We start from the raw sequence: 21,523 nt of genomic DNA on the forward strand, positions 1-21,523 counted from the left end.
ACTCACCGGCAACCCCCTGTGTTTATTCCCCGCAGAGACGGCGCTTTATTAACCGTATGCTTTAGTGTTTGTTGCATAACTACATGTTAAGGCTTAAAGGCTTTCAGCCTTACCTAACGGCTATCAAAATGACACTCAATTAAATCTTAATTTTTTTTAGTGGACATGTGTGTATGGCATACGCCCGCTACCGCGAATGGGGGCGACACACAACGAATTTATCCGAAATTTTTACATCTGAACTGATTTCTAGGTTATTGTATAAAAATACATTTTTCGGAAAGGAAATTGTCTCTACATTTGAGCCGGAAATAACCATCATGGATGGTTGTAGAAATAGTATTTATCATTAACCTTTACACATTGACTTCATGAAAAAAACTTTACTCCGAATGGCCGTATTGGCTATTTATTCTGTGCTTCTTAGCACAAATGTTAGTGCAAACACCAGTTTGGTGGATGTAACAGACAAAATCGCAAACCCCAGCTTTGAAGATGATCTGAACGGCTGGACAGTACAAGATGGCGTATTTACAGGTGGCGCCACGATGACCCCTCTTATTGTAAGCGGCAAAGGGAAATCGGGTTCCAAGTCGGTAAATTTCAATCTCAGTTATGGGCCGCAATTCACTACCGAATGTAGAGTTTACCAAACCATTACGGGATTAGAGCCCGGCCAATACAAATTGGTAGCTCATAAATGTTATGGACGCTGGGAAGCAAAAAATGGACTTTTTGTCAACGGTGGTCTGGGCGAATTTAAAACCAACGGAACAAGTTCAAGCACAAGTCTGTTTATCGAACATTCGCTGGTATTTACTGTCAATGCAAGCGGCACGGCCACAATTGGCGGATATGCATCCATGAGGCGTGAAGCCGAAAATCGCGCCGATAACTTCTGGATAGACGATTTCAAATTGTATCAAATTCAGGTTACTCCCGGTGGAGCTAACACAACGCGCTATATGGAAAAACTGGATCGCGGGCTGGTGGCGGTGAAAGTGAGCAGCGGCGTATATTTAAGCTGGCGTTCGCTGGGAACAGATGATCCGTTGACCTACTTCAAAGTGTATAGAGATTCAGAGTTGATAAAAGCCGGAACAACCACCGATGCTACCAATTACTCCGATGCCAGTGGAACTGCAAGCAGCCAGTACAAGGTGGAAGCATACGTTGGAGACGAGCTGAAAGATGTTTCAGCGGTAGTTACGCCATGGGCCAACCTATACAAAACTCTCACAATGAGCCGTCCTACTGCATCCGGTATTACTTATACACCTAACGATTGTAGCGTGGGCGATTTGGATGGAGACGGCGAATACGAAATTGTAGTGAAATGGGATCCCAGCAATGCAAAAGACAACTCGCAAACAGGAGTTACCGGTAATGTTTTCCTGGATGCCTATAAAATGAACGGTACGCAATTGTGGCGAATCGACTTGGGTCCCAACATTCGTGCAGGCGCTCATTACACCCAATTTCTGGTATATGATTTTGACGGGGACGGAAAAGCCGAAGTGGCATGTAAAACAGCTCCGGGTACCAAGGACGGAAGAGGAAACTATGTAAAAGACGGCGCTGACAATACCGATATTTACCGGAACAGCGATGGATACATTCTTACCGGTAACGAGTACCTGACTGTATTTAAAGGTACAACAGGCGAAAACCTGGCAACGGTGAATTACGAACCTGCCCGCGGAACAGTTGCCGATTGGGGAGATACAAATGGTAATCGCGTTGACCGTTTCCTGGCCTGTGTAGCCTATTTGGATGGCGTACGTCCAAGTTTGGTTATGTGCCGCGGTTATTATGCCCGCGCCGCCCTCACAGCATACGATTTCAGGGATGGCTCACTGACAAAGCGTTGGGCTTATGACACAAACACCAAAGCGGATGTTCAAGAATTGTTCGGACAAGGCAACCACAACCTGAGCGTTGCCGATGTGGACGGCGATGGCAAAGACGAAATTATATACGGCGCATCGGCTATTGATGACGATGGCACAGTTATGTATCGCACAAATTTAGGACACGGCGACGCCATGCACCTTTCCGACCTTGACCCCGATCGTCCGGGCCTGGAAGTATGGGAAGTGCATGAAGATGATATTGCATTTGATCATGGTTACGAATTGCACGATGCCGAAACGGGCGCTATTATCTGGAGCGGATCGGTAACTGCCGATAACGGACGTGGCATGGCTGCTGATATTACGGCCAACCATCGCGGATTTGAAATGTGGAGTTCCGCCGGTTCGGGCACTTACAATGTTAAAGGAACAAAGATCTCGAACAGTAAGCCCTCACAAAACTTCCGCATTTATTGGGATGGTGATTTACAGGATGAATTGATGGATGGATCAAGTGGCAATGCTTTATCTATAACAAAATGGAATGCAGCTGTAACTTCCTCCTCCACGCTTATTACGTTTACAGGTACATCAAGCGTAAACACCACAAAAGCAAATCCGTGTTTGAGCGCCGATATATTGGGCGACTGGCGCGAAGAAGTGATAGTATATAACAAATCGACCCCCGCGGAACTTAGGATTTATACCACCACCACGCCAACCACCTACCGCCTTTATACCCTGATGCACGACCCTGTTTACCGTATGGGCATAGCTTGGCAAAACACGGCCTACAACCAGCCGCCTCATTTGGGATTCTATATTGGCGATGGACTTGGCAATGTGCCTACACCCAATATAATTACAGTTCCTTATCTGGAGGATACAGCTACGGCAATTGAGAGCGGAGCAAGTAAACCGGATAAAACGCTGTCGGCCTATCTGGATGCTGACGGAGTACTTCGTATCGAATCGCCGGAGGCAAGTATTCAGGCTGTGAGTATTTACTCAATTGGTGGAGGATTGCTACACCAAAGCGCCAACCTGAATAGCAATGGCTATTCTTATTATGCCGCAATACCCGATAAGGCGCTCATCGTAAAAGTAACGACTACCGAAGGCGTTAAATCCTTAAAGGTAATAGGGAAGTAATCGCCTCCTCCCTAACCCCCTCCTGCTGAGGGGGCTATCTCAAAAGCTGAATTGGCACGCAGATAAACGCAGATTATTAAATAATTGATAATCTGCGTTTTATTCTGTGTGAATTTTGTTCAGACCAAAATATATTAATTTGAAAAGTTTGGTCTATTAGCAGAAAAATTGTATCCCGTTGCCGCGAATGGGGGCGACAAATAGCTGGTGCAGGCTTGCAGCCTGTGTCCAATAACGAATTGGTCGTTTAACTTTGCTGGTACCTAAGACACGGACAACATGTCCGCGCCAGCCGGAAAAAAATTAGTACTACTGTTACGAATGAGATTCCTCCCTTTGGTCGGAATGACTCGCCTGTTAGTGGTTTAAGGGATGAGGAAGTGGCGGCTTCGCCGCCACTTCCTCATCCCCTCACCCAAAAAGGAGACCGTCATTCCGACCAAAGGGAGGAATCTCCTGCTTATATCAGCAACTAAGGCATAAGCAGTAAAATTTTTCATGCGTTTACCCTTGAACTTTGAACCTTGAACTTTTTTACTATCTTTGCTCCCAATAAAACCAAACCAAAAACAACCATTATGATTATCCCTAAATTTTTAGTCGCCGACAATTCGGAGTATCCCGAAAATATATTTATTGTACATACTGAAAGTCCTCGTTTTATCCTTGATGTGGATAGCGAAGAAGTAGAATGGCTGGAAAAAGAACCCAAAACCGGGGTTGAAGGGCTTATCCAACAGGCGCTTGATTTTTACGAAAGCGAACTTGATAGTTATGAAGACTACGCCGAAGAGGACGACGAGTAGTCGCTTCTTTGTCGGGAAACTCTTTTTTCGGGCGAATTTCTGATAAATTAAAACCGCCCTCCTCTTTTCCATGCGCGGTGGTAGTATTCTTCTTCGAGGTGGCTTACAATCACGCCACGCGAAGTGGAGGCATGTACAAAATACCCGTCTTTGAGGTATATTCCCACATGATTGATTTTTTTTCTGTTATTCGACGAGGTGGCAAAAAATACCAGGTCGCCCGCGCGTAAATTCTTTTTCGAGGTGTTTTTTGTGGTTTTATCGAGCTCAACGGTGGAACGGGCGACCGCCTTTCGATAGGTATTCCAATAAATCCGGTTCACCAAGCCCGAACAGTCGATACCTTTCCGGCTCAATCCGGCATAACGATAGGGGACGCCCAACCAAACCGATGCTTCGGCATACAGCGGAATATTCTTGTCGGTATTTGATATAGGGAAGCCCATTTCGCGCGAAAGTTGTATCACTTCCACCGGATTGTAGGCTACCTGCTTTTGGCTCCGGCACGAGCTGAGCAGCAAACAACACAGCAGGAACAGCAAGCCTCCCCCAACCCCTCCGCAGGAGGGGCGTTTTAGCGCTCCCCTCCTGCGGAGGGGTTGGGGGAGGCCAGGTCTTTTTTTCATATCAAAAAGTATATCCTGCTTTAATTCCACACGACTTTAATCTATTGTTTGAAATCTTTGCCAAGAGCATTTCGCTGTTTTCGTAGGTGGCACGCAAAAATACAAAATGGGTTTTCATCACCGGATAGTCTATTCCAGCTGCCAGATAGTATGCACTGCCCGGCTTCTGATTCAGGAACTCTGTGGTAGTCGTATTATTATACGTTTCATGGTAAACATATCCTTTTTCTTTGAAAAGGTAGGAAAAACCATAAGCTAGCTCCGCATTTAGCACGATTTTGTCGAGCTTGTGCTGATAAACGCCGCCAAACTTGAATGATCCGAGTATTGGATTGTATTTAAAAACATAATATTCAACATTCCCAAGCCAATCCGGGTGAGGTTGATATTTTTCGTTTATGTTCATTTTCGCCAGAGAAAGGTCAAATAAAAATCCCAGTGATGACGATATTCTGGGCAAGAAAAGCGTACTCCTGACGCCAAGCGACGGGCCGGTGGATTTCATGTCCCCAAATTCCGGCAATTCGCTCAATTGGTAATTAAAGAACCGGATGCCGCCATACACCGAAATCCGGTATTTCATATACGTTTTGTCGGGTTTTTCATTTTCGTAAACAATGCATTCCTGCCCGGGTTCGCAAGTCTCTTCGTGGTATTTACGGGCGATTTTTATCATGGATGCCTGATTAAAATCCGAATGGTATGCCAGCTTGGCCACTTCCGGCAAATCGTAGAATGTATAGTTTAGTATGCCTCTGTACTGATTATCGACTTTTTCTATGCGCTTTGCATCGTCTATCACCGTTTTCTTTTGGGTGATTGCCGTTATTTTCCCGTCTTTGTCCTCAAAAAAGAAATAGCGGTTTGTTCCATCGTTGTAGAAATACAGATTCATCATGCCTTCTACCATAAACTCGAGGAAAAGCTTCTTCTCTACATCTTCTATCTCAATGTCGTGCGAAACGTAATACCTGCCGCTTTCGGTAAACCGGTATCCCGATATATCCTGTGGAAAATAGGTTTGAGCCGCCGCCGTTTCCCCTGATTTGAATATACATTTTTCGGAATTTGTTTTATCCGAGCGAAAATCAATCAGACCGTAAATCGTATCCTTATTGTTGGTTATGATATACCCTGTCTGAAAATCCTGCGCATGAAGTATGGATGCCGTAAACAAGAATAGAATAAGGAATAGGTCTTTCATCGGCTTGTTTTTTAGTTCAACAAAAAACAAATATATGCATTTCCCGAAAGATTTACAAATTCAAATAAAAATCTTTCACCAATTCGGTAAATGCAGGGGAGTAAACATGCCGCCCCGTCTCTATCGTCAATTCGTCCGAAACCGTTTCGCATGGCGTTGCCGATAATTCCATCAACAGCCTTTTGGGCGATGATGCAACAACCGGCAAAACGGACGTCGTTCGGGAAACAGACAAGTTATTCCTGCGGGCAAGCGAAACAAGGTAATCCTTCTCCTGAAAAGGAAAGATGAAGGAAATCCGGCCTTTTTCGCTTAACAGGCTGGCCGAAAGCTGTATGAAGTCCTCAATCAGTAACGAATCGGTATGCCGTGCCGTGCTGCGTTGTGCATCGGGCGATTTGAGCGAATAGCTGAAAAACGGCGGATTGGAAATAATCAAATCGTACTTACGGGAGCATTGTCCGGCAAAATCCTGAAACGGGATACATCGGCAGCTTGTCCTGTCTTTGAATGGCGAACGGCTAAAATTTTCGTTTGCCTGCTCCGAAGCCTCTGCTTCTATTTCGATGGAGTCAATGGCAATGCTTTGGTTACGTTGTGCCAGCATCAGCGATACCAAACCCGATCCTGCTCCTACATCCAGTACCCGTTCATTGTCATTCAACTTGGTCCAGGCCCCAATCAATACGCCGTCCGTCCCCACTTTCATGGCGCAACGGTCGTGAAATACGGTAAACTGCTTGAATTTGAAATACGGGTTGGGCATGGGGATATATGAGTTTAAAGTTCAGTTCTTAATGAGAATAATGTGCCAATGAGAATAATATTTTCGCCGGAGCTGTGTCAAAAGTTTCTTTTCTGAACTTGTCATTGCGGGTCGGAGCCCGCAATGACAAGTTATGGAATAAATTATATACATACAACCAATTCGTTGTTGTAACATGGGAACGCAAATTACGCAAATTTTCGCAAATTATATATTGTTTAAAATCAGTCAATTCATAAAATCAGTTGCGCGAATTCGCGTAATCTGCGTAATTCGTGTTCTTCCTAGGTTTGCAAGCGCCATACGCAAAAAAAGCCAAACCCATCAAGGTTTGGCTGTATATATCATACAATTGATAATTTACTCTATTAAAGCGAATTAACGTGAGCGGCCAACTTCGACTTCAAGTTGCCTGCTTTGTTTTTGTGAATCACGTTCTTCTTTGCCAGCCTGTCGAGCATGGAACAAACCGAAGGATATAATTTCTGAGCTTCAGTTTTATCGGTTATTCCACGCAATTTTTTTACTGCGTTACGTGTTGTTTTAGCAACATACCTGTTACGCAACCGTCTGGTTTGAGTTTGTCGTATTCTTTTTTCCGCTGATTTATGATTTGCCATATCGACTAATCTTATTTTTATTGTTCTATTAAATATTCGTTTTGTAGCCCATAGGGGAGTCGAACCCCTCTTTCAAGAATGAAAATCTTACGTCCTAACCGATAGACGAATGGGCCATCTGCGGGTTTTGTTCAACATTGCTGTTGCTGTTTACCCCGATTGCGGATGCAAAGGTAGCGTATATTTCAAAATTCGCAAATATTTGCTATACTTTTTTTAAAAAAATAATATCCGAATCAATCTGCACCCAGTTTCTGGAAGGCTTTGCCGAGATAATCTATTACATCGGAAGGCAACATACTTGGCTGCGATTTATCTTCTGCCGCCAAATCGCCTGCCAATCCGTGCAGATAAACGCCCGATAAACAGGCATCTAATGGCGTATGTCCCTGTGCCAGCAACGAAGTGAGTATCCCCGTCAGTACATCGCCACTGCCTCCGGTCGCCATCCCCGGATTGCCGGATGAGTTGAAATACACATCGCCCTGGGGTGTTACAACGGCTGTATAGGCTCCTTTCAGTACCATGTAAACCCTATGCTCCTGCGCCAAATTGCGTGCCGACTGCAATCGTTGGTAGCCATCAGCGGACGAAAATCCCAACAGCCGGTCGAATTCGAGCGGATGGGGCGTAAGAATACTTCCGGCAGGAATGGTCTTTTTTAGCTCTTCATCGGCGGCTATCAGGTTCAGGGCATCGGCATCTATTACCATCGGCTTTTTATAGCTGTTGAAAAGGCTTTGGAGCAGGTTTCTTGCTTCGGCGGATGTTCCTATGCCCGGCCCTATGCCAATGGTGTGCTTGTCCAGGCTGTTGGGAATTGCTTCACCATTTTCGGCATCCACCATGGCTTCGGGTACGACAGCTTGCATAATGGCTATTCCGCAGGCCGGCACATGCATCGTTAACAAGCCGACCCCTGTCCGCAAACAGGCGCGTGCCGCCAGAATAGCTGCTCCCATTTTACCCGGCGAACCGGCAACAATAAACGCCCTGCCGTAATCGCCCTTATGAGAAAATTTTCTGCGTGGAACGAGCAGCGAAGCAATGTCGCTTTGTTCTATGTAATGATACGGGCTTTCTTCCTTTTCAATGCTCAACGCCGAAAGACCTATATCCAGTATCGAAAACCGGTTGCAATAGTCCTTATTTTCGGGTAACAGCAACGACAGCTTGGGGAATTGGAAACTGAATACCTGACCGGCTTTTACAATCGCCTCGGGGTCGTTCTCGCGGTTATCCTCCATCTGCATTCCCGAAGGTATATCAATGGCATATACGCTGCCGTTAGCCTTGTTAATCGCTTCCACAACCTCTTTATATACGCCTTCCAGCGGACGATTCAAGCCTGAACCAAATAGCCCGTCAATAATAACGCTTTTGGCCGGAATAGCCGGTACATCGTCTCTTTTGCCGATAGCATGTACTTCGACCAGCTTTTCCAAGCTTTCTTTATTTGCCTTGCAATCGGGCGACAGTTTGCCATCGCTTGTTACAAGATAAACCGCCAGATCGAAAGCCTTTAAGTGATAAAGCATACGGGCGATGGCCAAAGCGTCTCCGCCATTGTTGCCCGGCCCCGCAAATACATATATTTTCTGCTGGGGAACAAGCGAATACAGCAATTCTTCAAACACAGCCATTGCTGCCCGCTCCATCAACTCAAGGGAAGTAATCACCTCTTCCTCAATGGTATAGCTATCTATTTTTCGGACTTGTGCGGCGTTGAATATTTTTATCATATTTTTGATTATCTGCGTGGAGACGTGGCGCGCCACGTCTCTACAAAAAACCTTGTCATCTTCTTCCCCGTAAAGATACAAATAAAAAACAAAAACTCCGCAGCCGGTAATAACAGGGCAAACCATGAAAAAATTTAGTACTACTGTTACGGATGAGATTCCTCCCTTTGGTCGGAATGACTCGCCTGTTAGTGGTTTAAGGGAGTAGGAAGCGGCGGCTTCGCCGCCGCTTCCTACTCCCCTCTCCCCCAAAGGAGACCGTCATTCCGACCAAAGGGAGGAATCTCCTGCTCATATCAGCAACTTTACCAAAAGGCATAAGCAGTAAAATTTTTTATCGAATCGGATGGCTTTACTCAACCGTTATTTCGGCTGATGCTTCGCCCTCGATGCCCTCTGCCGAGGCGGTAATTTGTATTTTCCCTTTATCCTGATTGGCCATGACGATGGCGTAACAGTCGCCCATGTAGGCGCTGTGTTCATTCAAAATATATTGTTCGTGTGCGGCGCCGTCGCCGTTGTCGGTTGCAATTATTTTTCCGGCTCCTTTCAGCGTGAATTTAATCAGCTGGTCGTTGTTGGGGCAAGGTATGCCGTCTTTGTCCACCAGCGTAGCTTTCACATACGATACATCGTTGCGGTTGTTGGCTATCAGCGTTTTGTGAGGGGTCAGCACAATGTGGTGGGGCGCTCCGGCTGTTGTATGCACTTCCTTGGCGACCAGTTTGCCGCCTGTACGTGCTTCGGCGCGAAGTTCGCCTTTTTTGTAGTTGATATTCACCGGAATGGGCGCGTGATTGGCCGGTCTTTTGTATATGCCTACCGATTCATTGTTCAAAAACAACTCCACTTCTTCGGCATTTGTATAGATGGCGAGGTAGGCTTCGTCGTATGTTACCGGGTCGATGGCTGTCCAGTCATGCACCCATTCACCTTCTCCGGCATTGTCCGATTTGCGAACAACGTGCACTACCGGCGCTTTTCCCCACCAGGCGCTACGTAACAGTCCCAGTTGTTTCCAGCCGCCCACTTTGTCGAACAAAGCTTGTCCGTAAGCGATTCTTGGCCAAGCCGATTCGCCCAGATAATCGAATCCGGCCCACAGGAATTGGCCACACATAAATTCGTTGTCGCGGAGAGCCAGATAGGTTTCGAGGTCGTGTACGTTTTCGGTTCCGATGGTTATCCGTTTGGGGTTTTGAGCATGTGCGGCAAGCAGCTCGCCCGGACGGTAGTTCTGACCTACAACATCCATCATATCGGCAAAACCGTTGTTATATACGCCCGAAGTATTGGGGCGGAAAAGCGCCATGGTAACCGGACGTGTTGGGTCTAATTGGTGAATCAAATCTTGTTGGTCCTTGTATTTCTTAAATCCTTCGGGATTATCGAGCTTGTCGTGAATTTCATTTCCTACGCTATACAACACGATGGACGGATGGTTGCGGTCGCGCATTACCTGAGCGGTTAAGTCTTTCTCCCACCATTCTTTGAAGTATAGATGGTAATCGTAGGGATTTTTTCGCGCTTCCCAGGTGTCGAAGTTTTCGTCCATCACCAAAAAGCCCATGCGGTCGCATAAATCGTAAAATTCGGGAGCCATCGGGTTGTGCGATGTGCGGATGGCATTTATTCCGGCCTGACGAAGCAAACCGAGGCGGTATTCCCATACGCCCAATGGAACGGCAGAGCCTACGGCGCCACCATCGTGATGCATACAAGCTCCGTACATTTTCAGGGGTTTTTCGTTCAGGAAGAAACCGGTCGTTGCATCGTAACGAATGCTTCGGATGCCAAAATTGGTAAGCTGTTCGTCCAAAACGGTTTTGCCTTCTATTACCTTTGTTATCAGTTGATACATGTTTGTATTTTCCAAATCCCAAAGCAATGGTTTCAGTACTTCCATGTTTTGTTCAACGGTTTGCGAGGAATTAGCGGCTATCTTGAGCGTAGAAGAAGCTGTTTTCACTGTCTTCCCGCTTTTATCCACAACAGCCGACTGAATGGTAAGGCTGCGTTGCTTGGCCGATGTATTATCCACCTGAATAGCAGCTTTTACGCTTGCCTTTGCTTCGCTGACCGAGGGGGTGGTAACAAATACGCCCCAATGCGCCAGATGTACGGGGTCTTTCACCACCAGGCGCACATGGCGGTAGATGCCTGCGCCTGTGTACCAGCGCGATGCCGGTTGGTCGATGTTATTTGCGCGAACAGCCAATGTATTTTTCTCCTTCTCGCCAAACTTAAGCTGAGCGGTCATGTCATACACAAACGAGGTGTATCCGTAAGGCCGGATGCCGAGCAACTGCCCGTTGATATAGACTTCGCTGTTGGCCATTACGCCGTCAAATTCGATAAATACTTGCTTGCCCTTATCGCTTTCGGGCAAGCTGAACGATTTTCTGTACCAACCATCTCCCGAGGGCAGGTAGCCACCACCTCGTCCGGTTTTGTTGGAGCTGTCGTAAGCGCCTTCTCTGCTCCAGTCGTGGGGAACATCCAATACGCGCCAGGCCGAATCGTCGAAAGAAGGATGAGCGGCATCGGTTTTTGTGCCCAGTTCAAAACGCCACTCCTTGTCCATGTCGATAGTTTTGCGTCCCTGCTGTGCCATAGCAACCAGACACAAAAATAATACCGACAACGTAAAAATAGTTTTTTTCATGATCTTATTTTTTATTTATTATTCCATTTATAAGCAAAACTGTCCGCAAATATAGTATTTACAGACGCAAAGAGTAATGGAATAATGAAACGGAATCATGGAATATTGTACACGGGAGGATTTTTTTTAATGGGGCAATGTGAATAATGTAGGGTCGTGGCGTGCCACAACCTTATTTTTTGTGTGGTTGCTTGTAGGGGCGTATGGCATACGCCCACTGCTGCGAACGGGGTTGTCCGCGCCAGCGAAGGAAAGAAATGTAAAAGTTTTTGGGGAAGTTCAAAAGCCTCTTTCATTGGCTTGCGCGTAAAAATAATTCATGTTCGTTGAACGTTGTTTCGTAATTAATTTGTATCTTCGTAGTAGCGAAATCAATAAAAGGACGAAGATTATGGAAACAATGACATATACGGAGAAAAATATAGTTAAGGCATATTCGCTTATGCTTGACAATCTTAGCCTTGCTGCAAAAATAGCAATAGCAGAGCATTTGTCAAAATCATTAAAAAAAGAGCAAATCTCAGATAGTGATTTTTATAATTTATTTGGCTCTTGGAAATCGGACAAAAGCGCCGAAGAGATTATCTCTGAAATTAGAGATAGCCGCAGCTTTGGGAATACTCGTATCATAGAAGCATTTTAAACTATGGAAAAATATCTTTTAGATACGAATATTTGCGTTTTCTTTTTGCGGGGGAAATTCAATATTGACAAAATAATCAAGCAGAAAGGACTTAAAAACTGTAATATTTCCGAAATAACAGTCGCCGAATTGCTCTATGGGGCAGAATGCGACACAAATGTGGAGGAAAACAAAAAGCGAGTAAATGAATTTGTTAGAAAAATGAATGTAATCCCGATCTTTAATGTGCTTTCGGTTTATGCCAAAGAGAAAAAAACATTACGGCAAACGGGGAATATAATAGATGATTTTGATATTTTGATAGGCGCAACAGCCATAGCAAGCAATATGATTTTAGTAACGGACAATGAAAAACACCTGAGTCGCTTATCTAACATAAAATTTGAAAATTGGGTAGAAAGATTATGAACGCAATGGAGTTAGAACTTCAAAAAGCATCTTTGGCTCGTGAGATTCTCACAACTTCGAACGAAGCAATGATAAATAATATGTGGCTGATATTAAATTTTATTGAAGCGTTTTAGCTTTATCCTTGTTTTGAAAACCACCATTTTTTAGACTTCTAAGGATAAACAGTTTATGAGCGCTCATGCTTCGCATATATATTCCATGTATATATCCGCTAGGCGTGGGGTAACTGTTTATTTAGAAGTCAGGTGCGTGGTGGTACCTCAAAACAAATAAACTGAAAGTTCCCACGCTTCCACATTTTATAACACCTTCATTCGGGGAATTGGTGAGGAACAACACGCACGTTTATGAAAATTAAAAAACTATTTTTTGCGGTTGCTTGTTGCTTGGCAACGTCAACCGGGTTTGCACAAATAAGTGGCCAATGCGGAGCTGACCTCTTTTGGAGTTTGAATAGTGGCACGCTGACCATTAGCGGCACCGGAGCAATGGCAGATGCCCCATGGTATGATTATCGTACCGATATTACAACGATAGAAATACAAGATGGGGCAACTACTATTGGATATGGCGCTTTTCGGGGTTGTTCGGCTTTACGAAGTGTTGCTATCCCAAACGGTGTTGTAACAATTGGAGAAGGCGCTTTTTTCGAATGTTCGGCTTTGCCGAGTGTTGTTATCCCAAGCAGTGTTACAAGAATTGATGTGGCTGCTTTTGCTAGATGTAGTAACTTAACGAGCCTAACTATTCCCAATAGCGTTACTACTATTGGAGAACAAGCTTTTGCCGCTTGTAGCCTTTTAGCGTCTGTAACCATATCTAATAGAATAACTAGCATTGATGCTTATCTTTTTCACGATTGCATAAGCTTAACCTCTGTTACGATTCCGGCAAGCGTTATAACTATTGGTTCTGATGCTTTTGTTGGTTGTAGTAACTTGGCCGATATTTATGTACATAATACTACTCCTCCACAATGTGTTGCATCTCATAGCATTTCTTTTTTTAGCTATTTTGCTCGGGTCAGCGGTACTTTACATGTGCCGGCAGGCAGCAAAGCAGCTTATCAAATTGCCAGCGAGTGGAAGAAATTCACAGATATACAGGACGATATTATTTTAGGCATTGAAACTGTTTCAACCAACGACCCCATCATCTCCACACAATACTACAATCTGCAAGGCATAGCGGTAAAGCAACCGCAGCAAGGCAGTATTTATATTGTGAGGGAATTGCACAGGTCGGGGAAAGTAACAGTTAGCAAAACAGCCCCCTAAATCCCCCGTAGGGGGAGTTCAAAAGCCTCCCCTCTGGGGAGGTTGGAGGGGCTGGGTCGTGGCGTGCCACAACCTTATTTTTTGTGTGGTTGCTTGTAGGGGCGTATGGCATACGCCCGCTGCCGCGAACGGGGGTGGCGATGAATGGATGTCAACGAACATGCAATTTGCCCAAACCCAAATGCGGGTGTATTCGATGCGCCCCTACGACAAATACAGACGTGGCGCGCCACGTCTCTACTGGGGGTTCTGAAATACATGGGTTTGTGCTATGCATGGGGGATTGGCTAAGGCCGATTTCCGCTCCGCTCCAATTGCGGGTCAAGCCCGCAATGACAGGAATAATTATTCACATTGGCATATTATTCACATTATTCCCATCACACTATCCCGCTAAATCCCATAAATGCCATGGCCAATATACCGGCTACGAGCAATGCTATGGGCATACCTTGCATACCTTTGGGCACATGAGTGAGGGACAATTGCTCCCTTATTCCCGAAAAGAGGATGAGGGCGAGGCCAAAACCGATAGCGCTTGATACGGCAAAAACTACGGAAGTGATTAAATCGTAGTCTTTTTGGATAACCATAATGGCAACACCCAATATGGTACAATTGGTGGTTATCAAGGGCAGGAATACCCCCAATGCCTGATATAGCGGCGGTGAAACTTTTTTCAATATAATTTCGACCAGCTGAACCAACAGGGCAATGACCAGTATAAAGCTGATGGTCTGCATGTATCCCAGGTTATTGGGGTCGAGCAGGTGTTTCTGTATCAGGAAGGTTACGAGCGTGGAGATGGTCATCACAAACGCAACGGCGGCCGACATGCCAATAGCGGTCTCTACTTTTTTCGATACGCCCAAAAAAGGGCAGATGCCAAGGAACTGAGCCAACACAATGTTGTTCACAAATACAGCTCCGATAAATATTAATATATATTCCATAATTGTTATAAGTAGCCCCTCCAAACCGTCCCGTAGGGGAGGCTTAAAAAGTCCCCCTACAGGGGATTAGGGGGCTGTTTTCTTTAGTTTATTAATAAGTGCAATAAGGTATCCGAGAGCGATAAATGCTCCGGGCGCCAGTACAAAAATGAGCGATCCGTAGCCCTCGGGATAAATGGCGAGGCCGAAAAAATGCCCTGTGCCTAAAAATTCGCGGACGGCTCCCAGCAGTGTCAATGCCAACGCAAATCCCAAGCCCATACCTAAGCCGTCGAAGGCGGAAGGGAGTATGCCGTTTTTGGCGGCAAATGCTTCGGCGCGACCCAAAACAATGCAATTGACCACAATCAAGGGAATAAACAATCCCAAGCTATCGTACAGGTCGGGCAAATAGGCTTCCATACACATCTGCACAACCGTAACAAAGGCCGCGACCACCACAATATAGCCGGGGATACGCACCTGATCGGGTATCAGATTTTTCAGAGACGATATGGCTGTATTGGAGCATATCAGCACAAAAGTAGTGGCCAAACCCATTGCCAGTCCGTTGATGGCCGATGAGGTTGTTCCCAGCATGGGACACATCCCCAGTATCAGCACAAAGGTGGGGTTTTCGGTGATGATTCCGTTTTTTAATATCTGTATGTATTTTTTCATAACTCTGTTGTTTCAATCTTAGTTATCAATGCGTTGCGGATGCTCCCGTGTTGGCGCTGGCTCCCGATGCCGAATCTATTTCTTGTTCGGCGTATGCGGCATAAGCTCTGTTTACGGCATCCAGAAAGGCGCGCGAACTGATGGTTGCCGCCGTAATGGCATCCACATCTCCTCCATCTTTTGTTACGCTTAACAGGCCATTCGACAGGTCTTTACCTATAATACTCTGCTTATTTTTGTCGGCTTTGAACCAATCGCCCATTTTGTCGCCCAATCCGGGTGTTTCGGCATGTTGCAGAACGGCATAATCCAGCACCTTGCCCTCGGGGCTTAGTCCGACTATGATTTTTATTTCGCCGCCAAAACCTTTCATTGAGTTGCTTTCGATGGCTACCCCTATCAATTCCCCCTCTTTTTTTGCAGGATAAATAATTAGAGAATCGTCCGGCGCAACGGCCACCTTCCACGATTCATCCAGCGGAGAGTTATCGAAGCCGGAGACTACCAGCTTGACGGCGTTTTCCAGCTTTTGTTTTTTGGAGAAACTAATTGGCTCGACAGTCTTCGTATTTACAAATGCCAGTATGGCGCTCGAAACAATGCAGATGATAGTGAGCGACAAGAACATATTTGGTAAAGTTGATTTTAGCTTAGCCATTTTTCACCTCCTCTCCAAATCTTTTAGGTTGTATATACATATTGATGAGTGGTGTAAACGCATTCATTATCAGTATGGCAAACGATATGCCTTCGGGATATGCACCGAACAGGCGGATAACCGAGGTTATCAATCCTATCCCAACGGCATAAACAATCATCCCCTTTTTGCTCATCGGAGACGTGGTGTAGTCGGTAGCCATAAAAACGGCGCCGAGCAACAATCCGCCCGAAAGCACATGCAACACCGGACTGGCATACGCCGAAGGATCGACCAAATGCATGATGCCGGTGAATACCACAACCGTCAGTACGGTGAAAACAGGGATTTGCCAGGTTATTATCCGCTTCCACAGCATATAAGCCAGGCCAATCAGCAGGGCAATGGCGCTCACTTCGCCAATGCTGCCGCCATGTTCGCCCAAAAGTATGTTGGCATACGAAAACACCTCGTTGGTATGCCCTTTGAGCAAGGCGAGGGTAGTGGCTCCCGTGCTGGCATCGGTGTATTCGAGCGGAAACACGCCGGGCTTAGGCCAAACGGTCATTTGCGCGGGGAACGAAATCAGCAGGAAAACCCGTCCAACCAGCGCCGGATTGAAGATGTTGTTCCCCAATCCGCCGAATGAGATTTTTCCGATAACGATGGCGACAAATGCCCCGATAATAACAATCCATCCGGGTAAATTGGAGGGCAGGTTGAACGCCAGCAGTACGCCTGTTATAGCCGCCGACCCATCCATAATGGTGGTTTTTCCCTTAATAATAAACCGTTGGGCTAAGTACTCGAAAAGGATGCAGGAGGTTACCGAAATAATCGTTACTATCAGCGCGCCCACTCCAAAAGCAACCAGCGAAACCAGAAATACCGGAATAAGCGCAATAAGCGCCCCATACATGTTTTTTTCGATGGAATCGCCGCTGTGTATATGTGGTGAGGGCGATACAATTAGTTTGTTTGTCATATATATATGTATAATATCTTAATTTTTTCTGGCTCTTGCAATGGTCAGCACATTTTTCTTACCCAAGCGAATGTAATCGAGTAGCGGACGGTTGGCCGGACAGGTGTAACTGCACGAGCCGCATTCCACGCAATCGGTAATGTGTGCCGCTTCGGCTTTATCCCAATCTGCAAATTCGGTAGTCGTCATCAGGAGATGAGGAGACAGGCCCATGCAGCAAACGCTCACGCACTTGGTGCAGCGAATGCAATTGTGCATTTCTTTCCGCTGTGCTTCCAACGAGGGAACAATCAGAATGCCCGATGTTCCTTTGGTTACCGGTATGCTGGTATCAATCAAGGCTTTCCCCATCATGGGGCCGCCGCCGATAACTTTCCCCGTATCTTCGGGCAATCCGCCGGCATAGTCAATCAGGTACGACAACGGAACGCCCATACGCGTATATAAGTTGCAGGGTTTGGCTACATGTTTTCCGGTAACGGTAACCACACGCTCGAACAAAGGCTTATTTTTTTGCACGGCTTCGTAAACGGCAAATGCGGTCGCCACGTTCGCCACAACGGCTCCTACGGCTATGGGCAAAGCGCCGCCCGGCACACAGCGTCCGGTGGTGGCTTCTATCAACTGCTTTTCGCCTCCTTGCGGGTAACGTACTTTCAGCGGCGTAACCTCTATTCCCTTGTATTCTTTAGCCAGTTCGCCCAGTTTAGCTATGGCATCGGGCTTGTTTACTTCAATGCCTATCCGGGCTTTTTCCACACCGGCGGCTTTCATCAGTATGCTGATGCCAACGATTATTTCTTCGCCTTTCTCAAGCATCAGTTCGTGGTCGCAAGTAAGAAAAGGCTCGCACTCTACGGCATTAATCAACAGGTATTCGGCTTTTTGTCCGGGGGGCGGACTTAGCTTTACGTGCAGGGGGAAAGTTGCTCCTCCCATACCAACAATGCCTGCTGCAAGAATCTTCTCCTTGATTTCTTCGGGCGAAAACCTGCATTCTTTTACAAACGTATCGCTTTGGTCGATGCCCTCTTCCCAAACATCGCCTTCCACATCAATGTGAATAGCCAGGCGTTTGTAGCCGCTCGAATCAAGTGTGTCCTCTATCTTCAGCACTTTCCCCGAAACAGGAGAATGAATATTGGCCGATACAAATCCGTCGGCTTTGGCCAGCAATGTGCCGACTTTCACTGCATCGCCTTTGTTGACAACCAGCGCCGCCGGTTTGCCAATGTGTTGCGACACAGGAACAACCACCCGGTCGGGCAGTGCAATCCGTTCGATTCTCTTATTCGCCGACAATTTATTGGCAGGAGGATGTATCCCTCCTTTTCGGAATGTCTTTATCATATTTTTGTAATTAAGCCCCCTAAATCCCCCTAGGGGGACTTCCTGAGCCTCCCCTACGGGGAGGTTGGAGGGGCTTTTAGTTTGTTAATTCTCCCACCGGTTCCAAAACTGTTTCTCTTTTTACGGGGAAATTGAGTTCGATTATGGATGATGTGGGGCATTCGTTCACACACTTGCGACACAACATGCATTTCTTATCATCAATGTAGGCCAAGTTGTTTGCTATTTTAATGGCATCGTAGGCACAGGCTTTTTCGCATTTGCTACAAGCAATGCACGATACATTGCACGATTTGCGGGCAACAGCGCCTTTTTCTTTGTTCATGCAGGCCACATAAATGCGCCTTGATTTCCGCCCTTTCTTCCTCAATTCGATAAGCATTTTCGGACAAGCCTCGGCACAGGCGCCGCAGCTGGTGCATTTTTCTTCGTCCACCTCGGGCAAACGTGTTACGGGATTGATGTGTATGGCATCGAAAATGCAGACATGGCTGCAATCGCCCAATCCCAGGCAGCCATAACTGCAACCGGTATCGCCGCCATATAGCGCCGAAGCCACCGCACACGAGGGCGCTCCATCGTACTGATTGGTTTGTTGGCGGTTACTGCACGACCCATTACAGCGCACAACAGCGATGGTGGGGTCGGTTTTTTCTACCGATAAGCCCAGTATTCCGGCAATTTTTTCCATCACAGCCACACCACCTACGGGGCAATTCAGCCCGCTCAGTGAGGACGCATTTACACAGGCGGAGGCGAAACCGCCACACCCTGCATAACCACAACCGCCACAATTGGCAGCCGGTAAAGCATCCTGAACTTCGGCAATAAGGGGATTTTCTTTCACTTCAAACTTTTTTGATGCCACATACAATATAATCGCCCCCAAAGCTCCTGTTACCGAAAGCGATAGGATGGCTACTAATACAATATCCATATTCGACCTGTTTTAATTGTCAATTTCTTTTTTTGTCAGCGTAAATACAAATTTTCGCTTGAACTTATTTTTACATATATATAGTATCCCCAAATAGAACGCCAATACGCCTACCGAACATATGGCAGCAATAGTATCGGATTTGGAGAGATGCATTGCCACAAACAGTGTGATAATTATTAAAAGAAGAGGAATCACGAAAGCATAAAACACCGCCGACAGCCCCATTGCCTGAGAACACTCTACCGAAACACGATCTCCTTCGTTCAGCTTTTCGGAGACATTGCTTACCTCTATAATTTTCTCTTTTTTGTCCGATGCGTTGCAAATACCCTTCGCATGACACCCGCTACATGCCGATGTCTGCACGATGCTAACGAATACAGTATCAGCGACAATCTTCGAAATGACGCCCTCATGTGATAGTTTTTCAGTATTTTGCAACATATAGATTACAATTTTCGCTGCAAATATAAACTAAAATGTAAAAACCAGCCCTATTTTTACTGTCATATTCTTTTTTTTTAAGATATGGGGAGGGATGACTAATGTGCCGATGAAAATAATGTTTTAAAATGAAACTGGCAGGGGGCGTATGGCATACGCCCCCTGCCGCGAACGGGGGCGATGAATGGTGGCAATGAACATGCAATTTACACCTACCCAAATGCGGGCATATTCGATACGCCCCTACGACAAATACAGACGTGGCGCGCCACGTCTCTACTGGGGTTCTGCAATGCATGGGGGATTGCGGGTCAAGCCCGCAATGACAAGAATAATTATTCACATTGGCACATTAGTCCCATTAGTCTATTTCTTCACAAAATACCCTTCAAAGCCTTCGGTGTAGGTGGTGGCAATGCTTCCATCTTCGTCCGTATAAATCAAAAACACATCCAGATTCTGCTCTTTGGCAATTCGGCGCATTTCGGCGATGGAGGTCAGCATAAATGTGGTGGCGTAGGCATCGGCAGTCATGCAATCGTTGGCGATGACGGATGCGCTAAGGATATTTCCGGCTGACGGATAGCCTGTTTTTGGGTCGATGGTGTGGGCTTGTTTTTTGCCGTCTTTTATATAAAAATTCCGGTAGTTGCCCGAGGTGGCAATGGCCTTGTCGCATAGTTGGACGATGGTTTGCAACTCGCGGTGATCGGGTATTTTTTCGTCTATGGGCTTGTCGATTCCGATGTGCCAGCACTCGCCGTGCGGATTCAGGCCTTTCGCCCTTATTTCGCCGCCAATTTCACACATATAATTCTCAATGCCCAGCGAATCGAATAAACGCGCGATTATATCCACCGAAAAACCCTTGGCAATGGCAGAGGTATTTATCTGTACGCGCGGGTCGGATTTGATGATCTTTCTGTTCTCAATGCGGATTTTATCGTATCCGACAAATTCTTTGAGGCTATCTATCTGTTGAGGACCGACATTGTCCATATTTTTGAATCCGAATCCCCAGGCATTTATCAATGGAGAGCATGTGATGTCGAAAAGGCCGCCCGAAACAACCGAAACCTCCTGTGCTTTGGTAAAAACCTCGACAAAGAGCGAATCAAATTCGGTCTCCTCATTGTTATTGACCTTGGATATAATGGAAGTTGGTTTGAAGGGATTGAGCGAGTCGTCGAACCGCGCCAGTTCTTTCCCTATTTCATTACTCAGCGAATGTTGATAGCTATACTTTATATTATAATAGGTATGGAAAATTTCGCCACTATCTTCTTGGCAGGTGTTTTTTTTCTCGTTGCAGGATGTAAACACGATTGAGGAAAAGGAAAGAAGGTATATCAGATGTTTCATTTGTAGGAATTAATTGTTTCTGCAAAATAAATAAAAATAATCACACAAATGTTGTTTAAACAAGAAAAATTGATTATCTTTGTTGTTCCCGCCAAAAACGGGGTTGGTTAAGAGAAGCCAAATTTCACTCAACTTAGTGGCAATTCCAGATTTTATTACCTGATTGTTTTTGCGAATTCTGTGTGAATTTGTTGGCAAAACGGAATGAAATGTAGAGTAAATCAAATTTTTTTTCTGGTTTTTATTTTTTCTAACAATCTAATAATTAATAAGATAATTGTTGAGTTGAAAAAACATTATAAAAAACTCTCAAAATAATTTGGAAAGGGCGAATAAGTGCATTACTTTTGCATCCGCTTTGGTCGAATATCGGCCTTTAAGCGTTAAAAGAAGAGATCTTTGAAAGGTTTAAGATAAAAGGCAATTT

General features: G+C 45.7%; 19 protein-coding genes and 1 tRNA gene. 5 read left to right on the forward strand and 15 right to left on the reverse strand.

Annotated elements, in window-relative coordinates; all coding sequences use genetic code 11:
• The first annotated feature begins 371 nt into the window (after positions 1-371).
• Both ACYPWY_RS09415 and ACYPWY_RS09420 read left to right on the forward strand, forming a co-directional pair.
• Positions 372-3,005, forward strand: coding sequence for a rhamnogalacturonan lyase (locus tag ACYPWY_RS09415; protein WP_459685276.1), 2,634 nt, complete (start codon positions 372-374; stop codon positions 3,003-3,005).
• A 578-nt stretch (positions 3,006-3,583) separates the two neighbouring features.
• Entirely contained in the window at positions 3,584-3,811 is a 228-nt protein-coding gene (locus ACYPWY_RS09420) for a hypothetical protein (protein WP_459685277.1), read from the forward strand.
• 47 nt (positions 3,812-3,858) lie between these two features.
• On the opposite strand, the gene ACYPWY_RS09425 is transcribed toward ACYPWY_RS09420, so the two are convergent.
• The 7 genes from ACYPWY_RS09425 to ACYPWY_RS09455 form a co-directional block, all read right to left on the reverse strand.
• Positions 3,859-4,437, reverse strand: coding sequence for a C40 family peptidase (locus ACYPWY_RS09425; RefSeq protein ID WP_459685278.1), 579 nt, complete (start codon positions 4,435-4,437; stop codon positions 3,859-3,861).
• Between the two features lies 1 nt (position 4,438).
• Positions 4,439-5,641 carry a hypothetical protein gene (locus ACYPWY_RS09430; protein ID WP_459685279.1) on the reverse strand — a complete coding sequence of 401 codons (1,203 nt, stop codon included), beginning with the start codon at positions 5,639-5,641 and terminating at the stop codon, positions 4,439-4,441.
• Positions 5,642-5,693: 52 nt separating this feature from the next.
• A complete protein-coding gene (locus ACYPWY_RS09435; RefSeq protein ID WP_459685280.1) occupies positions 5,694-6,407 on the reverse strand; it encodes a tRNA1(Val) (adenine(37)-N6)-methyltransferase in 714 nt (237 codons plus the stop codon).
• Positions 6,408-6,775: 368 nt separating this feature from the next.
• A complete protein-coding gene (gene rpsT / locus ACYPWY_RS09440; protein ID WP_459685281.1) occupies positions 6,776-7,027 on the reverse strand; it encodes a 30S ribosomal protein S20 in 252 nt (83 codons plus the stop codon).
• Between the two features lie 44 nt (positions 7,028-7,071).
• Positions 7,072-7,143 (reverse strand) — tRNA-Glu (locus ACYPWY_RS09445).
• 120 nt (positions 7,144-7,263) lie between these two features.
• Positions 7,264-8,769, reverse strand: a complete 1,506-nt coding sequence (locus ACYPWY_RS09450) for an NAD(P)H-hydrate dehydratase (protein WP_459685282.1) — start codon at positions 8,767-8,769, stop codon at positions 7,264-7,266.
• Positions 8,770-9,121: 352 nt separating this feature from the next.
• Entirely contained in the window at positions 9,122-11,434 is a 2,313-nt protein-coding gene (locus ACYPWY_RS09455) for a glycoside hydrolase family 2 TIM barrel-domain containing protein (protein WP_459685283.1), read from the reverse strand.
• Between the two features lie 391 nt (positions 11,435-11,825).
• Between ACYPWY_RS09455 and ACYPWY_RS09460 the strand changes: the two genes are divergently transcribed.
• From ACYPWY_RS09460 to ACYPWY_RS09470, 3 genes are all read left to right on the forward strand, one after another.
• On the forward strand, positions 11,826-12,077 hold the full coding sequence (locus ACYPWY_RS09460; protein ID WP_459685284.1) for a hypothetical protein: 252 nt from the start codon (positions 11,826-11,828) through the stop codon (positions 12,075-12,077).
• Between the two features lie 3 nt (positions 12,078-12,080).
• A complete protein-coding gene (locus ACYPWY_RS09465; protein WP_459685285.1) occupies positions 12,081-12,485 on the forward strand; it encodes a type II toxin-antitoxin system VapC family toxin in 405 nt (134 codons plus the stop codon).
• A gap of 350 nt (positions 12,486-12,835) precedes the next feature.
• The gene (locus tag ACYPWY_RS09470) at positions 12,836-13,765 is read left to right on the forward strand and encodes a leucine-rich repeat domain-containing protein (protein ID WP_459685286.1); all 930 of its coding nucleotides are present in this window, start codon (positions 12,836-12,838) and stop codon (positions 13,763-13,765) included.
• A gap of 380 nt (positions 13,766-14,145) precedes the next feature.
• Here the strand turns inward: ACYPWY_RS09470 and rsxA are convergent, their stop codons facing one another.
• The 8 genes from rsxA to ACYPWY_RS09510 all read right to left on the reverse strand — a co-directional run bounded on the left by rsxA (position 14,146) and on the right by ACYPWY_RS09510 (position 21,096).
• Positions 14,146-14,718, reverse strand: a complete 573-nt coding sequence (rsxA, locus tag ACYPWY_RS09475) for an electron transport complex subunit RsxA (RefSeq protein ID WP_459685287.1) — start codon at positions 14,716-14,718, stop codon at positions 14,146-14,148.
• A 66-nt stretch (positions 14,719-14,784) separates the two neighbouring features.
• Positions 14,785-15,378 carry an RnfABCDGE type electron transport complex subunit E gene (locus ACYPWY_RS09480; RefSeq protein WP_459685288.1) on the reverse strand — a complete coding sequence of 198 codons (594 nt, stop codon included), beginning with the start codon at positions 15,376-15,378 and terminating at the stop codon, positions 14,785-14,787.
• Between the two features lie 25 nt (positions 15,379-15,403).
• Positions 15,404-16,036: an RnfABCDGE type electron transport complex subunit G gene (locus tag ACYPWY_RS09485; protein ID WP_459685289.1), complete on the reverse strand. Its 633-nt coding sequence runs from the start codon at positions 16,034-16,036 to the stop codon at positions 15,404-15,406.
• The gene (locus ACYPWY_RS09490) at positions 16,029-17,000 is read right to left on the reverse strand and encodes an RnfABCDGE type electron transport complex subunit D (protein WP_459685290.1); all 972 of its coding nucleotides are present in this window, start codon (positions 16,998-17,000) and stop codon (positions 16,029-16,031) included. The genes ACYPWY_RS09485 and ACYPWY_RS09490 overlap by 8 nt, the downstream gene beginning before the upstream one ends.
• A gap of 18 nt (positions 17,001-17,018) precedes the next feature.
• Positions 17,019-18,350 carry an electron transport complex subunit RsxC gene (gene rsxC, locus ACYPWY_RS09495; protein WP_459685291.1) on the reverse strand — a complete coding sequence of 444 codons (1,332 nt, stop codon included), beginning with the start codon at positions 18,348-18,350 and terminating at the stop codon, positions 17,019-17,021.
• Between the two features lie 76 nt (positions 18,351-18,426).
• Complete coding sequence (locus ACYPWY_RS09500) at positions 18,427-19,287, reverse strand: Fe-S cluster domain-containing protein (protein WP_459685292.1); 861 nt, start codon at positions 19,285-19,287, stop codon at positions 18,427-18,429.
• Between the two features lie 12 nt (positions 19,288-19,299).
• Positions 19,300-19,734, reverse strand: coding sequence for a SoxR reducing system RseC family protein (locus ACYPWY_RS09505; RefSeq protein WP_459685293.1), 435 nt, complete (start codon positions 19,732-19,734; stop codon positions 19,300-19,302).
• Between the two features lie 366 nt (positions 19,735-20,100).
• A complete protein-coding gene (locus ACYPWY_RS09510) occupies positions 20,101-21,096 on the reverse strand; it encodes an FAD:protein FMN transferase (protein ID WP_459685294.1) in 996 nt (331 codons plus the stop codon).
• Positions 21,097-21,523: the final 427 nt, after the last annotated feature.

It is taken from the genome of Viscerimonas tarda, assembly GCF_054601255.1.

Bases quoted from the DNA above. Each gene is read 5' to 3' on its own strand.
- ACYPWY_RS09415 (WP_459685276.1), top strand. From the start codon at position 372: ATGAAAAAAACTTTACTCCGAATGGCCGTATTGGCTATTTATTCTGTG.
- ACYPWY_RS09420 (WP_459685277.1), top strand. From the start codon at position 3,584: ATGATTATCCCTAAATTTTTAGTCGCCGACAATTCGGAGTATCCCGAA.
- ACYPWY_RS09425 (WP_459685278.1), bottom strand. From the start codon at position 4,437: ATGAAAAAAAGACCTGGCCTCCCCCAACCCCTCCGCAGGAGGGGAGCG.
- ACYPWY_RS09430 (WP_459685279.1), bottom strand. From the start codon at position 5,641: ATGAAAGACCTATTCCTTATTCTATTCTTGTTTACGGCATCCATACTT.
- ACYPWY_RS09435 (WP_459685280.1), bottom strand. From the start codon at position 6,407: ATGCCCAACCCGTATTTCAAATTCAAGCAGTTTACCGTATTTCACGAC.
- rpsT (WP_459685281.1), bottom strand. From the start codon at position 7,027: ATGGCAAATCATAAATCAGCGGAAAAAAGAATACGACAAACTCAAACC.
- ACYPWY_RS09450 (WP_459685282.1), bottom strand. From the start codon at position 8,769: ATGATAAAAATATTCAACGCCGCACAAGTCCGAAAAATAGATAGCTAT.
- ACYPWY_RS09455 (WP_459685283.1), bottom strand. From the start codon at position 11,434: ATGAAAAAAACTATTTTTACGTTGTCGGTATTATTTTTGTGTCTGGTT.
- ACYPWY_RS09460 (WP_459685284.1), top strand. From the start codon at position 11,826: ATGGAAACAATGACATATACGGAGAAAAATATAGTTAAGGCATATTCG.
- ACYPWY_RS09465 (WP_459685285.1), top strand. From the start codon at position 12,081: ATGGAAAAATATCTTTTAGATACGAATATTTGCGTTTTCTTTTTGCGG.
- ACYPWY_RS09470 (WP_459685286.1), top strand. From the start codon at position 12,836: ATGAAAATTAAAAAACTATTTTTTGCGGTTGCTTGTTGCTTGGCAACG.
- rsxA (WP_459685287.1), bottom strand. From the start codon at position 14,718: ATGGAATATATATTAATATTTATCGGAGCTGTATTTGTGAACAACATT.
- ACYPWY_RS09480 (WP_459685288.1), bottom strand. From the start codon at position 15,378: ATGAAAAAATACATACAGATATTAAAAAACGGAATCATCACCGAAAAC.
- ACYPWY_RS09485 (WP_459685289.1), bottom strand. From the start codon at position 16,036: ATGGCTAAGCTAAAATCAACTTTACCAAATATGTTCTTGTCGCTCACT.
- ACYPWY_RS09490 (WP_459685290.1), bottom strand. From the start codon at position 17,000: ATGACAAACAAACTAATTGTATCGCCCTCACCACATATACACAGCGGC.
- rsxC (WP_459685291.1), bottom strand. From the start codon at position 18,350: ATGATAAAGACATTCCGAAAAGGAGGGATACATCCTCCTGCCAATAAA.
- ACYPWY_RS09500 (WP_459685292.1), bottom strand. From the start codon at position 19,287: ATGGATATTGTATTAGTAGCCATCCTATCGCTTTCGGTAACAGGAGCT.
- ACYPWY_RS09505 (WP_459685293.1), bottom strand. From the start codon at position 19,734: ATGTTGCAAAATACTGAAAAACTATCACATGAGGGCGTCATTTCGAAG.
- ACYPWY_RS09510 (WP_459685294.1), bottom strand. From the start codon at position 21,096: ATGAAACATCTGATATACCTTCTTTCCTTTTCCTCAATCGTGTTTACA.